Source organism: Kitasatospora sp. NPDC018619 (assembly GCF_044391605.1).
GTDB lineage: Bacteria > Actinomycetota > Actinomycetes > Streptomycetales > Streptomycetaceae > Kitasatospora.
Genome location: NZ_JBISAI010000003.1, coordinates 196,322 through 210,274, shown reverse-complemented (window position 1 = coordinate 210,274; position 13,953 = coordinate 196,322). Strand labels below are relative to the sequence as shown.

Annotated in this window: 10 protein-coding genes and 1 tRNA gene; 2 read left to right on the top strand and 9 right to left on the bottom strand. The window is 73.7% G+C overall.

Annotated elements, in window-relative coordinates; translation table 11 throughout:
• Positions 1-238 precede the first annotated feature (238 nt).
• From ACH5AR_RS05935 to ACH5AR_RS05900, 8 genes are all read right to left on the bottom strand, one after another.
• Entirely contained in the window at positions 239-913 is a 675-nt protein-coding gene (locus ACH5AR_RS05935) for a response regulator (RefSeq protein ID WP_396300158.1), read from the bottom strand.
• Positions 910-3,447: an ATP-binding protein gene (locus ACH5AR_RS05930; protein WP_396300157.1), complete on the bottom strand. Its 2,538-nt coding sequence runs from the start codon at positions 3,445-3,447 to the stop codon at positions 910-912. The genes ACH5AR_RS05935 and ACH5AR_RS05930 overlap by 4 nt, the downstream gene beginning before the upstream one ends.
• A gap of 150 nt (positions 3,448-3,597) precedes the next feature.
• Positions 3,598-4,233, bottom strand: coding sequence for a potassium-transporting ATPase subunit KdpC (kdpC, locus tag ACH5AR_RS05925; protein WP_396300156.1), 636 nt, complete (start codon positions 4,231-4,233; stop codon positions 3,598-3,600).
• Between the two features lie 20 nt (positions 4,234-4,253).
• Positions 4,254-6,368 carry a potassium-transporting ATPase subunit KdpB gene (gene kdpB, locus ACH5AR_RS05920; RefSeq protein WP_396300155.1) on the bottom strand — a complete coding sequence of 705 codons (2,115 nt, stop codon included), beginning with the start codon at positions 6,366-6,368 and terminating at the stop codon, positions 4,254-4,256.
• On the bottom strand, positions 6,368-8,032 hold the full coding sequence (gene kdpA, locus ACH5AR_RS05915; protein ID WP_396300154.1) for a potassium-transporting ATPase subunit KdpA: 1,665 nt from the start codon (positions 8,030-8,032) through the stop codon (positions 6,368-6,370). The genes kdpB and kdpA overlap by 1 nt, the downstream gene beginning before the upstream one ends.
• A 1-nt stretch (position 8,033) precedes the next feature.
• Positions 8,034-8,123 (bottom strand): K(+)-transporting ATPase subunit F, encoded by a 90-nt coding sequence (kdpF, locus tag ACH5AR_RS05910; protein ID WP_045693083.1) that lies wholly within the window; start codon positions 8,121-8,123, stop codon positions 8,034-8,036.
• A 485-nt stretch (positions 8,124-8,608) separates the two neighbouring features.
• On the bottom strand, positions 8,609-10,411 hold the full coding sequence (locus ACH5AR_RS05905; protein WP_396300365.1) for an APC family permease: 1,803 nt from the start codon (positions 10,409-10,411) through the stop codon (positions 8,609-8,611).
• Between the two features lie 423 nt (positions 10,412-10,834).
• Positions 10,835-10,915, bottom strand: a tRNA-Tyr gene (locus tag ACH5AR_RS05900).
• Between the two features lie 218 nt (positions 10,916-11,133).
• On the opposite strand from ACH5AR_RS05900, the gene ACH5AR_RS05895 reads away from it, so the two are divergent.
• Positions 11,134-11,622, top strand: coding sequence for a YajQ family cyclic di-GMP-binding protein (locus ACH5AR_RS05895; protein WP_355262984.1), 489 nt, complete (start codon positions 11,134-11,136; stop codon positions 11,620-11,622).
• A 98-nt stretch (positions 11,623-11,720) separates the two neighbouring features.
• Here the strand turns inward: ACH5AR_RS05895 and ACH5AR_RS05890 are convergent, their stop codons facing one another.
• Entirely contained in the window at positions 11,721-12,212 is a 492-nt protein-coding gene (locus tag ACH5AR_RS05890) for a hypothetical protein (RefSeq protein ID WP_396300153.1), read from the bottom strand.
• 640 nt (positions 12,213-12,852) lie between these two features.
• Here ACH5AR_RS05890 and ACH5AR_RS05885 point away from each other — a divergent pair.
• Positions 12,853-13,932: an aminopeptidase P family protein gene (locus tag ACH5AR_RS05885; RefSeq protein ID WP_396300364.1), complete on the top strand. Its 1,080-nt coding sequence runs from the start codon at positions 12,853-12,855 to the stop codon at positions 13,930-13,932.
• Positions 13,933-13,953 lie beyond the last annotated feature (21 nt).

Genomic DNA, 13,953 nt, shown 5'->3' with positions numbered 1-13,953 from the left:
CGGGCCCGACCACAGCTGGGGGCGCGCGACGAGTGCCGCGCGCCCCTCCCCCACCTGACGGCCGCCTTCGGTCGGCGGCTGGAGCGGCCCGGACCTCCCCCACACGGAGCGGGGCCGCTCGTTCGCCACCGACACTACGCCCGCTGTGCACCGCAGCCGGGCGCCCTTGACGCCCTCCTGTCGTCCACCGGGCCGCTCTTGACGGCCCGTTGACGCCGGGCGCGCCCCGCCCGGCCCGTCAGGGCACGTACCGGTACCCGATCCCCGGCTCGGTGACCAGGTGCCGGGGCCGGGCCGGGTCGCGCTCCAGCTTGCGGCGCAGCCCGGCGAAGTAGACCCGCAGGTAGTTGCCGCGCCCCTCCTGGGCCGGGCCCCACACCTCGCGCAGGATCTGCCGCCCGGGCACCAGCCGGCCCGGGTTGGCGAGCAGCAGGGTGAGGATGCGGCACTCCGTCGGGGTGAGCCGGACCGGCCCGTTCGGGCCGTTCACCGCGGTGGCCGCGAGGTCCACGGTGTGGTCGCCGATCACCGGCCGGCCCAGCGGCACGCCGCCCGCCGGCCGGCGCAGCACGGCGCGCAGCCGGGCCAGCAGCTCCTCCATCAGGAACGGCTTGGTCAGGTAGTCGTCGGCGCCCGCGTCCAGGGCGCCCACCTTGTCGGCGGCGTCCGTCCGGCCGGAGAGCACGATGACCGGCACCGCGCTGCGGGTGCGCAGGCCGCGCAGCACGTCCATCCCGTCGAGGTCGGGCAGGCCGAGGTCGAGCAGGACGGCGTCCGGGGCGCTGTGCGCGGCGCGGTCCAGCGCCTCGGCGCCGCCGGCCGCGGTGCGCACGGCGTACTGCCGGGCGCTGAGGTTGATCCGCAGGGTGCGCAGGAGCGCCGGCTCGTCGTCGACGACCAGGATCTCGCTCATGGGTTCTCCTCCGCGGTGGCGGCCGGCAGGGTGAGCAGCATGGTGGTGCCGCCGCCCGGGGTGTCCTCGACCTCCAGGCTGCCGCCCATCGCCTCGGCGAGGCCGCGGGACAGGGCGAGGCCCAGACCCACGCCGGTGGTGTTGTCGGTGTCGCCGAGGCGCTGGAAGGGCAGGAAGACGCGGTCGCGGTCCTCGGGGGCGATGCCGGGGCCGCGGTCGATCACCCGGACCTCGACCTGCTCGGCGTGGTGGCTGGCGGTGACCAGGACGGGCGCGCCGGGGGCGTTGTACCGCAGGGCGTTGGTGATCACGTTGGCGAGCACCCGCTCCAGCAGGGGCGGGTCGGCGCGCACGGGCGGCGCGGTGTCCAGGTCGAGCGGCTGGACCGGCGCGTACGGGTCGGGGAGGCTGTCGAGCGCCCTGGGCAGGATCTCGTCCAGGTGGACCCCGGTCAGGTGCAGGGTCAGCACGCCGGCCTGGAGGCGGCTCATGTCGAGCAGGTTGTCCACCAGCCGGGTGAGCTTGACCAGCGACTCGTCGGCGGTGCTGAGGAGTTCGGCCCGGTCCTCGGCGGAGAACTCGACGTCGGGGCTGAGCAGCGAGCCGACCGAGGCCCGGGCGGCGGCCAGCGGGGTGCGCAGGTCGTGGCTGACGGCGGCGAGCAGCGCGGTGCGCATCCGGTCGGCGGCCTTGATCGGCTCGACCTCGGCGGCGGCCACGGCCAGCCGGTCGCGCTCCAGCGCGGCGGCGGCGTGGGCGGCGAAGGCGGTCAGCACCCGCTGGTCGGCGGCGGGCAGCCGGCGGCCGGTGAGCACCAGCAGGGCGTCCCGGCCGACCGGCACCTCGGTGGTGTCGTACGGCCCCCCGCCGGCGCCCTGGTGGTCCCCCTCGCTGTGCGCCAGCACCTCGCCGTCGGCCCGGGAGAGCAGGGCGACGGCCCGCATCCCGAAGGCCGTCCGGGACTTCTCCAGCAGCGCGGGCAGCGCGTCGGCGCCGCGCAGCACGCTGCCGGCCAGGGTGGAGAGGGTCTCGGCCTCGGCGGTGGCGCGGGCGGCCCGGCTGGTGAGCCGGCCGGCGTGGTCGACCACGGTGGAGACGGTGAGCGCGATGGCGGCGAAGACCACCAGGGCGACGATGTTGTTGGTCTCCCCGATGGTCAGGCTGTGGGTCGGCGGGATGAAGTAGTAGTTGAGCAGCACCGAGGCCACGAGCGAGGCCAGCAGGGCGGACACGGCGCCGCCGAGCAGGGCGACGACGACCACGCCGAGCTGGAAGATCAGCGCGTCGGTGGTCAGGTTGATGCTCCGGTGCGCCTGCGAGAGCAGCGCGGTGAGCAGCCAGGGCACCACCAGGCCGGCCAGGTAGCCGCCGAGGGTGCGGCGCCGGGAGTGGCGGCGGCCGAGCGAGGGCAGCCGGCCGCGGCCGGTGAACTCGTGGGTGACCATGTGGACGTCGATGTCCTCGGAGGCGTCCACGGTGGTCTGCCCGGTGCCGGGGCCGGTGAGGAAGCGGTTGACCCGGCCGCGGCGGCTGGTGCCGAGCACCAGCTGGGTGGCGTCGTGGGCGCGGGCGAAGGCGAGCAGCGCGCTGGGGACGTCGTCGCCGACCACCACGTGGTAGCTGCCGCCGAGGGTCTCCACCAGCTGCCGCTGCTGGGCGAGCGCGCCGGAGGAGGCGCCGGCCAGGCCGTCGCTGCGCGAGACGTGGACGGCGAGCAGGTCGCCGCCGGCCGTGCGGTCGGCGATCCGGGCGGCGCGGCGGACCAGGGTCTCGCCCTCGGGGCCGCCGGTGAGGGCGACCACCACCCGCTCGCGGGTCTCCCAGACCCGGTCGATGGCGTGGCTGGCCCGGTAGTCGCGCAGCCCCTCGTCCACCCGCCCGGCCACCCAGAGCAGGGCGAGTTCGCGCAGCGCGGTGAGGTTGCCGATCCGGAAGTAGTTCGCGAGCGCGGCGTCCACCTTCTCCGCCCGGTAGACGTTGCCGTGGGCCATCCGGCGGCGCAGCGCCTGGGGGGCCATGTCGACGAGTTCGATCTGGTCGGCCCGGCGGACCACCTCGTCCGGGACGGTCTCCCGCTGCGGGATGCCGGTGATCTTCCGCACGACGTCGTTCAGCGACTCCAGGTGCTGGATGTTGACGGTGGTGATGACGTCGATCCCGGCGGCGAGCAGTTCCTCGACGTCCTGCCAGCGCTTGGCGTGCCGGCCGCCGGGGACGTTGGTGTGCGCCAGCTCGTCCACCAGCACCACGGAGGGGCGGCGGGCGAGCACGCCGTCGAGGTCCATCTCCTCGAACTCGGCGTCCCGGTAGGCCCGTCGGGCGCGCGGCAGGGCTTCCAGGCCCGCCAGCATGGCCTCGGTGTGCGGCCTGCCGTGGCACTCGACGTACCCGACCACGACGTCGGCCCCGCGCTTCTGTCTGCGCCGGGCCTCGTCCAGCATGCGGTAGGTCTTGCCGACCCCCGGCGCGGAGCCGAGGTACACCCTCAGCCGGCCGCCGCGGGTGCCGGTGCCGGGGGTGAGGTCGCGGGCCATGGGCACTGCTCTTTCCGTCGGGAGGTGGTGCACGTCTGCGGACGCGGGTCGGCCGGCCCGGGCGCGGGAGGCGTCCCCCGTGCCCGGGCCGGCCCGGTCACCCGTAGGTGCGATGCGGTGTCGCTCGTGGCGGTGTCGCTTCCGGCGGTGTCACTTCTGCTCGCTGAGCGCCTTGTTGAGCAGGACGACGTTGACGCCCTCGCCGCCGAGGAAGCCGAGCGAGCGGCCCTCGGTGTGCTCGTCGACCAGCTCGGCCACCGTCTCCACCGGCAGGTCGCGGCTCCTGGCGACCCGCTCGACCTGCTCCCTGGCGTACGCCACGGAGATGTGCGGGTCGAGGCCGGAGCCGGAGGCGGTCAGCGCGTCGGCCGGGACGGCGGCCGGGTCGACGCCGTCGAACGCGGCGACGGCGGCGCGGCGTTCCTCGACGGCCTTCCGCAGCTCCTCGCTGTTCGGGCCGAGGTTGCCGGCTCCGGAGGAGGAGGCGTCGTAGCCGGTCCCGGCCGCGGAGGGGCGGGGCTGGAACCACTTCGGGTCCGGCTTCGCCTCCTCCTTCGGGTCGTCGGGGTCGGCCTTCGGGAGGTTGAAGCTCTGGCCGATCAGGCTGGAGCCCACCTCCCGGCCGCCGGCCTTCACCGGCGAGCCGTTCGCCTTGTCGCCGAAGGCGGCCTGGGAGACGCCGGTGACCAGCAGCGGGTAGAGGACTCCGAGGAGCACGGTGAGCACGAGCAGCGCCCGCAGGGCGGTGACGTGGGTGCGGAGGGTCGTCGGCAGGGGCTTGGACATGGTTTTCTCTCCTTCCCTCGTCAGCCGAGGCCGGGGATGAACTGGACGATGAGGTCGATCAGCTTGATGCCGACGAACGGCACTACCAGGCCGCCGAAGCCGTAGACCCCGATGTTGCGGCGCAGCAGCGAGCCGGCGTCGGACGGGCGGTAGCGCACGCCGCGCAGCGCGAGCGGGATCAGGCCGATGATGACCAGGGCGTTGAAGACGATCGCCGAGGTGATCGCGGACTGGGGGCTGTGCAGGCCCATGATGTTGAGGTGGCCCAGGCCCGGGTAGACCCCGGCGAACATCGCGGGGATGATCGCGAAGTACTTGGCCACGTCGTTGGCGATGGAGAAGGTGGTCAGCGCGCCGCGGGTGATCAGCAGCTGCTTGCCGATCTCCACGATCTCGATCAGCTTGGTCGGGTTGGAGTCCAGGTCGACCATGTTGCCGGCCTCCTTGGCCGCCATGGTCCCGGTGTTCATCGCGACGCCGACGTCGGCCTGGGCGAGGGCGGGGGCGTCGTTGGTGCCGTCGCCGGTCATCGCGACCAGCTTGCCGCCCTCCTGCTCCTTCTTGATCAGGGCCATCTTGTCCTCGGGCGTGGCCTCGGCGAGGAAGTCGTCCACGCCGGCCTCCTCCGCGATCGCCTTGGCGGTCAGCGGGTTGTCGCCCGTGATCATGACGGTCCTGATGCCCATCCGGCGGAGCTCGTCGAAGCGCTCCCGCATGCCCTCCTTGACCACGTCCTTGAGGTGGACGACCCCGAGGACGCGGGCCGGCCCGCCGCCGGCCCTGACGGCCACCACCAGCGGGGTGCCACCGGCCGCGGAGATGCCGTCGACCAGGGCGGCGACCTCGCCGCCGACCGAACCGCCGTTCTCGGTGACCCACTGGGAGACGGCGCCGGCGGCGCCCTTGCGGACCTGGTGGACCCCCTCGGCCTCGTCCAGGTCCACGCCCGACATCCGGGTCCGGGCGGTGAACGGCACCCAGGTGGCGTGCGTCAACTCGCCCTGGGCGCGGGCCCGCAGGCCGTACTCCGTCTTGGCCAGGACGACGATCGAGCGGCCCTCGGGGGTCTCGTCCGCGAGCGAGGAGAGCTGGGCGGCGCCGGCCAGTTCGTCGGTGCCCACGCCGGGGGCGGGCAGGAACTCGGCGGCCTGGCGGTTGCCGAGGGTGATGGTGCCGGTCTTGTCGAGCAGCAGGGTGTTGACGTCGCCGGCGGCCTCGACGGCGCGGCCGGACATCGCCAGCACGTTGCGCTGGACCAGGCGGTCCATGCCCGCGATGCCGATCGCGGAGAGCAGTGCGCCGATGGTGGTCGGGATGAGCGCCACGATCAGGGCGACCAGGACGATCATCGACTGCGGGGCACCCGCGTAGGTGGCCATCGGCTGGAGCGTGACGACCGCGACCAGGAAGACGACGGTCAGCGAGGCCAGCAGGATGTTGAGGGCGATCTCGTTCGGCGTCTTCTGCCGGGCGGCGCCCTCGACCAGGGCGATCATCCGGTCGATGAAGGACTTGCCGGGCTCGGAGGCGATCTTCACCACGATCCGGTCGGACAGCACCCTGGTGCCGCCGGTGACGGCGGAGCGGTCGCCGCCGGACTCCCGGATGACGGGCGCGGACTCGCCGGTGATCGCCGACTCGTCGACGCTCGCGACGCCCTCGACGACGTCGCCGTCGCCGGGGATGATTTGCCCGGCCTCGACCACCACGTGGTCGCCGAGCCTCAGCGCGGTGCCGGGCACCTCCTCCTCGGCCCGGCTCGCCGGCCAGTGGGTGAGCCGGCGGGCGACGCTCTCGGTCCTGGTCCTGCGCAGGGTGTCGGCCTGGGCCTTGCCGCGCCCCTCGGCGACGGCCTCGGCCAGGTTGGCGAAGACCGTGGTGAGCCAGAGCCAGACGGTGACGGCCCAGGCGAACACGGACGGGTCCGCGATCGCGGAGACGGTGGTGACCACCGAGCCGACCTCGACCACGAACATCACCGGGTTCCTGACCATCACCCGGGGGTCGAGCTTGCGCACCGCGTCCGGCAGGGAGGCGAGTACCAGCTTCGGGTCGAGCAGGCCGCTCGCCGCTCTGTGCGGCGCGGCGGGTTCGGCCTGGTCGGCCGGTGCGGGGTTGAGCGTAGGGGTGGACATCAGGAGGACAGACCTTCCGCGATCGGCCCGAGAGCCAGGGCCGGGAAGTAGGTGAGGCCGACGACGATCAGGATCACGCCCGACAGCAGGCCCACGAACAGCGGCTTGTAGGTGGGCAGGGTGCCCGGGGTGGCCGGGACCGGCTGCTGCCGGGCCAGCGAGCCGGCCAGGGCCAGGACGAAGACGATCGGCAGCAGCCGGCCGAAGATCATCGCCAGGCCGAGCGCGGTGTCGTACCAGTCGGTGTTGACGGTGATGCCGCCGAAGGCCGAGCCGTTGTTGTTGGAGGCCGAGGTGAAGGCGTACAGCACCTCGGAGAAGCCGTGCGCGCCCGAGTTGAGCATCCCGGCGCGCTCGCCCGGCAGGGCCATCGCCACGCCCGTGCCGACCAGCACGATCGTCGGGGTGGTGAGGATGTACAGCGAGGCGAACTTCATCTCCCGGCCGCCGAGCTTCTTGCCCAGGTACTCGGGGGTGCGGCCGACCATCAGACCGGCCACGAAGACCGCGACGACGGCCAGCACCAGCATCCCGTAGAGGCCGGAGCCCACCCCGCCGGGCGCGATCTCGCCCAGCATCATGTCGAAGACCGTCAGCCCGCCGCCGAACGGCGTGTACGAGTCGTGGAAGGAGTCCACCGCGCCGGTCGAGGTCAGCGTGGTCGAGGCGGCGAACAGCGAGCTGGCGGCGACGCCGAAGCGCTGCTCCTTGCCCTCCATCGCGGCGCCCGCGGCCTGGAGGGCGCTGCCCTGGTGCTGCGACTCGGCGAGGGTCAGCAGGGCCACCGAGGCGGCCCAGAACAGGCCCATCACGGCGACGACCGCGTAGCCCTGGCGGTGGTCCCCCACCATCCGGCCGAAGGTCCGCGGCAGCGCGAACGGGATCAGCAGGATCAGGAAGATCTCGACCAGGTTGGTGAACCCGGTCGGGTTCTCGAACGGGTGCGCCGAGTTGGCGTTGAAGAAGCCGCCGCCGTTGGTGCCCAGTTCCTTGATGACCTCCTGCGAGGCCACCGGGCCGCCCGGGATCCTCTGGACCTCGCCGGCCAGGGTGGTCACCTCGTGGAAGCCGTGGAAGTTCTGGATCACGCCGTTGGCGGCCAGCACCAGGGCGAAGACGACCGCGATCGGCAGCAGCAGGCGCAGGTTGATCCGGGTGAGGTCGACCCAGAAGTTGCCGACCCGGTCGGTCCGGTGGCGGGTGAAGCCCCGGATCAGCGCGGCCACGACGGCGATGCCGACGGCCGCGGAGACGAAGTTCTGCACCGCCAGGCCCGCCATCTGCACCAGGTGGCCCATCGCGGACTCGCCGCCGTAGGACTGCCAGTTGGTGTTGGCGACGAACGATATCGCGGTGTTCCAGGCCTGGTGGCCCTCCATCTGCGGAACGCCCAGGTCCAGCAGCAGGTGGCCCTGGAGGCGGATCAGGCCGTAGAGGAAGAGGACGGAGACGGCGGAGAAGGCCAGCACCGAGCGGAGGTACACCGGCCACCGCTGGTCGGCGTCGCCGTCGACGCCGATCAGCCGGTAGACGCCGCGCTCGACTCTGAGGTGCCGGGCGGAGGTGAGGAGCCCGGCGATGTAGTCGCCGAGGGGGCGGTAGCACAGGGCCAGCGCGCCGACGAGGGCGACGGCCTGGAGCCAGCCCGCGAGAGTGGATCCCATGTCAGAACTTCTCCGGGAAGATCAGCGCCACGACGAGGTAGCCGACGAGCGCGACGGCCACGACCAGACCAGCGATGTTCTCGGCGCTCACAGCTTCTCCACCCCCCGCGCGATCAGGGCGATGACGGCGAACACGGCGACCGTGACACCGACGTAGATGAGATCGGACATGGGCTCCACCAGAGTGGTTCGGGAGATGCCGCGACCTGGGCCGGAGGGCTCGCGCGGCGCCGGCGGACGGCCGGCAGATGCAGCAAACCAGCCGTCAGAGGCGCGTTACGGGGGCCCTGACGCCCTCCATACGGGTGATAGCGCGACGTTGACGCGGCCTTGACGGGTGGGTCACCGGACCGGGACCGTCGTGATCGGGGCGAGATGTACGGGGGCGGGGGCGGGGCGGGGCGTGCGGGGCCGGCGTGCGGGGCCGGCGTGCGGGGTGGCCGGGGTGTGCGGGGCGTTCGGGGCTGCCGTCCTGGACCGTCCGGAGCCGCCCGGGGCCCCGTCCTGAGCCGTCCTGAGCCGTGCTGAGTCCCGTCCTGAGCCCCGTCCTGGGCCGTCCGCACCGCTGCGCTCCGGTCACATCCGCATGCGCAGCCGGCAGACCACCGCGTCGGTGTGCCGCCGCAGCGCGCGGTCGATCACGGCGCCGCGCCGGTTCTGCAGCGCCCGCTGCCACCAGCGGGCCGGCTCCACCTCGGGGATCAGCACGGTCAGCCGGTCGAAGGCGTGCTCCGCCCCCAACTCGTTGACGAAGTCGGCGATCGGCCGCCCCAGCCGGCGGTGGCCGTCCGGGAGCTCCACCAGCGGCACGCCCGGCCGCCACAGCTCCCAGTCCCGGCGCAGCGCCTCGGCGGCGGCCGGCTCGTGCACCACGGTGACGGCCAGCACCTCGTCGCCGAGCGAGAGCGCCGCGGACAGGCCGTCCCTGGTCAGCCGGGTGATCGCGGTCACCGGGACGACGACCAGGCTGCGCTGCCTGGTCACCGGGCCGGGCACCCGGCCCAGCTCCAGCCGCTCCCCGATCCGCCCGTAGCTGCGGTGGACCGCCTCGAACAGCGCCACCAGCAGTGGCAGCGCCACCACGATGCCCCAGGCGCCCTCGGTGAACCTGGTGCCGGTGACGACCAGCGCCGCCACGCCGGTGAGCAGCGCCCCGAAGCCGTTCAGCCCGGCCTTCCGGCGCCAGCCGGACGGGCGGTGCAGCAGCCAGTGCCGGACCATCCCCACCTGGCAGACGGTGAAGCCGACGAACACGCCGATCGAGAACAGCGGCACCAGGCTGTTGACGTCCCCGCCGGAGCCGGCCAGCAGCGTGGCCGAGACCACGGCCAGGAACAGCACGCCGTACCGGTAGACCTGGCGGTCGGCGCGCAGCGCGAACAGGTGCGGGAGGTGGTTGTCCCGGGCGAGCAGGTCGAGCAGCACCGGCAGCCCGCCGAAGGAGGTGTTGGCGGCCAGCCCGAGCAGCAGCACGGTGGCGGCCTGGACGACGTAGAAGCCGAAGCCGTGCCCGAGCGAGGCGTCGGCGAGCTGCGCGAGCACGGTGACGCCCTCGACCGGCTGGAGGTGGAAGCGGCCGATCAGCACGGCCAGTCCGACCAGCATCACGCCGAGCAGGGCACCGAGCGCGACCTCGGTGTGCTGCGCGCGCCTCACCCGCGGGGTGCGGAAGGAGGGGACGGCGTTGGCCACCGCCTCCACACCGGTCAGCGCGGAGCAGCCGGCCGCGAAGGCCTTGAGCAGCAGCAGCGCGCCGACGGCGGTGGCGTTCCCGGCGAGCGCCGAGGCGTGGCCGGCCGCGGCCGCGGTGCCGGCCGGGCCGTCCCGGAACAGCCCGACGACGACGATCGCCAGGACGGAGAGCACGAAGACGGCGGTCGGCGCCAGGAACCAGCGCGCCGACTCGGCGATCCCCCGCAGGTTCACCGCGGTGACCAGCGCGAGCACGCCCAGGCAGAGCCAGACCCGCTCGCCGTACAGGCCCGGCACGGCGGAGGTGAGTGCGGCGACGCCGGCGGTGACGGAGACCGCGACGTTCAGGACGTAGTCGACGACCAGCGAGGCGGCGGCGGTCAGCGCGGTCCGGCGGCCGAGGTGCGCCTTGGCCACCGCATAGGAGCCGCCGCCGTCCGGGAACGCCGCGATCACCTGCCGGTAGGAGGCCACCAGCACCGCCAGCAGCAGGGCGATCGCCGCGGTGACCGGCAGCGTGAAGCCCAGCCCGTGGGCCCCGGCGGCGGCCAGCACCAGCACGACCGCCTCCGGCCCGTACGCGACCGAGGCCATGGCGTCCAGCGAGAGCGCCGCCAGCCCGCCGAGGGCGCTGAGCCGGTGCCGCTCGTCCGCCGCATCGGCGTCGGGCGGCTGGGGGTCGACCATGACGGTCGCAGGGGTGGTGGCGCTGGGCATCGGACGGGACCTCCGCAGTCGGTAGTCGGTCCGATCCTGCGGTCCGCGCACCCGCCGCCCGGTGGGCCCTACGCGTTCCTGACGCCGCCACGAGCGGCCCTGACGCGCCCTTGACGCGGCCGCCGCGCTGCCCCGGCGCCGTCCGGTGGCTGTTGGCGGGGGTGGGGCGAGCCGTTGTCCCGGCGGTCGCCGGCTGGGAAGACGATCAGCTCTGTCGAAGGACTCCCACCCCCGGGGTCCCACTCTGCTGCCTGCCCCCCGTAATTGCAAGCAATGTGCAATAAGTCGCCCCGGCGCCCCACCCCACCCCCACGCCCGCCCCGGCGCCCGCCCACGCAAACAAAACAGGCCCTGATCTGCGTTTCCGCAGATCAGGGCCTGTTCTCTATCCTGTGGCTGGTGCAGGGTTCGAACCTGCGTAGCTTTCGCGACAGATTTACAGTCTGCTCCCTTTGGCCGCTCGGGCAACCAGCCAGGATCTTCGTTTCCCGGGGTGTTCGCCCCGTTCGACGTGGTAAACCATACCCGATGTGGGGGGGTGCTCCGCCACTCGATAGATCACACGACGATCGGGAAGCCGCGGGCCACTGCTACGGGCGGGGCCCGTGTGGCGCTGGATAGGCTGGGGCCGCGGGCGCCCGCGAGAGCGGGCCCGTGCCAGTGACGCCAGAGCATCAAGGAGACCTATACCCATGGCCGACTCCAGTTTCGACATCGTCTCGAAGGTCGAGTGGCAGGAGGTCGACAACGCGATCAACCAGACCTCCCGCGAGATCGCGACGCGCTTCGACTTCAAGAACGTGGGCGCCGAGATCAGCCGCTCCGGCGAGAAGATCGAGATGAAGGCGAACGGCGAGGAGCGCGTGCGCGCCGTCCTCGACATCCTCCAGACCAAGTTCGTGAAGCGCGGCCTGTCGCTGAAGGCCCTGGACGCCAACGAGCCGCAGCTCTCCGGCAAGGAGTACAAGATCTTCGCCAACGTCAAGGAGGGCATCACCACGGAGGACGCGAAGAAGGTCGCGAAGATCATCCGTGACGAGGGCCCGAAGGGCGTCAAGGCGCAGGTCCAGGGTGACGAGCTGCGCGTCAGCTCCAAGAGCCGCGACGACCTCCAGGCCGTGCAGGCCCTGCTCAAGGGCAAGGACCTGGACTTCGCGATCCAGTTCGTGAACTACCGCTGACCCTCCGGTCGGACGGACGACGGCGCGGCCCCGCTCCCGGTACGCCAGGCGGGGCCGTTCGCGTCGGCGGGGCCGGGGCGGGCCGGCGGCGGGGGCGGTCAGCCGGGCGGCTCCGCCCAGCGGGCGGTGCTGCGGTGCCGGCCGAGGCCGACCGCCTCGAACTCGTCCGCCCGGCCCGGCCCCGAGCGGGCACCGAGCCGCCGCAGGGCGCGGGAGATCGGGGTGCCCTCGGCCGGGGACGGCTCGAACTCGCCGATGGCGAGCGGGCCGAGGACGACCGCGCCGTCCGACCAGACGGCGGCGCGCTGGGTGCCGCTGCCGCCGAAGTACTCCGCCTCCACGCAGGCGAGCGGCCCGGCCTTCGACCAGGCGGCCAGGCGCAGCTCGAAGGCTTCCGAGTGCCAGCCGAACCCTGCGGCGCCGCCGGACGTGCGCACGCCGCCGCCCTGGAGCGCGGTGAGGACGGCGGAGGTGACCGGGATCAGCGCCAGCCCCTGCGCCAGGGGCACCACGCGGGCGGCCGGGACCTCCGCCGCGGCCACCGCCAGCAGCTCCCATGTTCCTATCAGGGCCTGGAGTTCGTAGGACATGCCGGACATGGTGACCCACCGCACTGACAATCGGCCCGGAATTTATGATTCCGTGCCCGGCCGGAGACCGTAGAGCAGGCTGCGGTGCCTGCGGAGCGGCCCTCGGCGGCCGGTCACGCCCCCGACCCCCGGTCCTCCGTCACCCGCGCGGGTGCCCGCGGCATGCGGCGGGCACGGCACCCCGGTGGACTTGGCCGGGTACGGCCCCCGTGCGGAGGAGGACCGCATGCACACCCCGGACTCGCCCCCGGCCACGCCCCCGCCGGGCCCGGCCGCCGCCGCACCGGCGACGGCCCCGCACGGCCAGGGCCGCGGCGCGACCCACAGCCCGGGCCGCGGACCGGCCCTCGTCCGCGCCCTCCTCCGCCTCCTCGCGCCCCTCACCCTCCCGCCGCCGACCGCACCGGCCGCCGACCGCAGGGGCGGCCGACGCCGAGGTCCCCACCAAGCGCCGGCTCCGGCACAGCCCGCTCAACGGCCCTCCCGCCGCCCCGAGCTCGCCGGGGTGCCGCCGAGGGCATCGCCAACTCGAAGCGGAGATGATGGAGTTGACGCGACGGAAGCTCAGCAGAGCCCGCCCGGCCCCAGAGGAGGAACCGCCGTGCCCCGCCCCTTCACCGTCGACGACCACGCCGCCCGGATGGCCCGCGCCACCGCCGAGGCGAGCGCCGCCGGACTGGCCGGCCTGGTCGTCACCCCCGGCCCCGACCTGGCCTACCTGTGCGGCTACTCGCCCACCGCGACCACCGAGCGGCTGACCGCCCTCGTCCTCACCACCGGGCGCGAACCCGCCCTGGTGGTGCCGAAGTTGGAGCGCCCGGACGCCGAGAAGGCGGTCGGCGCCCCGGTCGTCCGGCTGCTCGACTGGTCCGACGGCGAGGACCCCTTCGCCACCGCGGCCCCGCTGCTCGACCCGGCCGGGCGGTACGGCGTCTCCGACACCACCTGGGCGCTGCACCTGCTCGGCTTCCAGGCCGCGCTGCCCGGCGCCTCCTTCACCTCGCTGACCGAGAGCCTGCCGATGCTGCGCGCCGTCAAGGACACCGAGGAGCTGGAGCGGCTGGCCTCGGCCGGCGGCGCGGCGGACGCCGCCTACCGCGGGATCCTGGAGGTCCCCTTCGCCGGCCGCCGGGAGACCGACGTGGCCGCCGACCTCGGCGCGCTGCTCATCCAGTACGGGCACAGCCAGGTCGACTTCACCGTGGTCGGCTCCGGCCCGAACGGCGCCGACCCGCACCACGAGGCCGGTGACCGGGTCATCCGTACGGGTGACACCGTGGTGCTCGACTTCGGCGGGCTGAAGGACGGCTACGGCTCCGACACGACGCGGACGGTGCACGTCGGCCCGGACGTCCCGGAGGAGGTGCGGACGGTGCACGAGCTGGTCCGGCTGGCCCAGCAGACCGCCTTCGAGGCCGTCCGGCCCGGCGTCGGCTGCCAGGAGATCGACCGGATCGCCCGCCGGGTGATCACCGAGGGCGGGTACGGCGAGTACTTCATCCACCGCACCGGCCACGGCATCGGCACCACCACGCACGAGCCTCCGTACCTGGTGGAGGGCGAGGAGCGGCCGCTGGTACCGGGCATGTGCTTCTCGATCGAGCCCGGGATCTACCTGCCCGGCCGGTTCGGGGTGCGGATCGAGGACATCGTCACCGTCACTCCGGCCGGCGGCCGTCGTTTCAACAACACCCCGCACGAGCTCGGCATCGTGGCCTGACGGCCCTACGGTGACCGACCG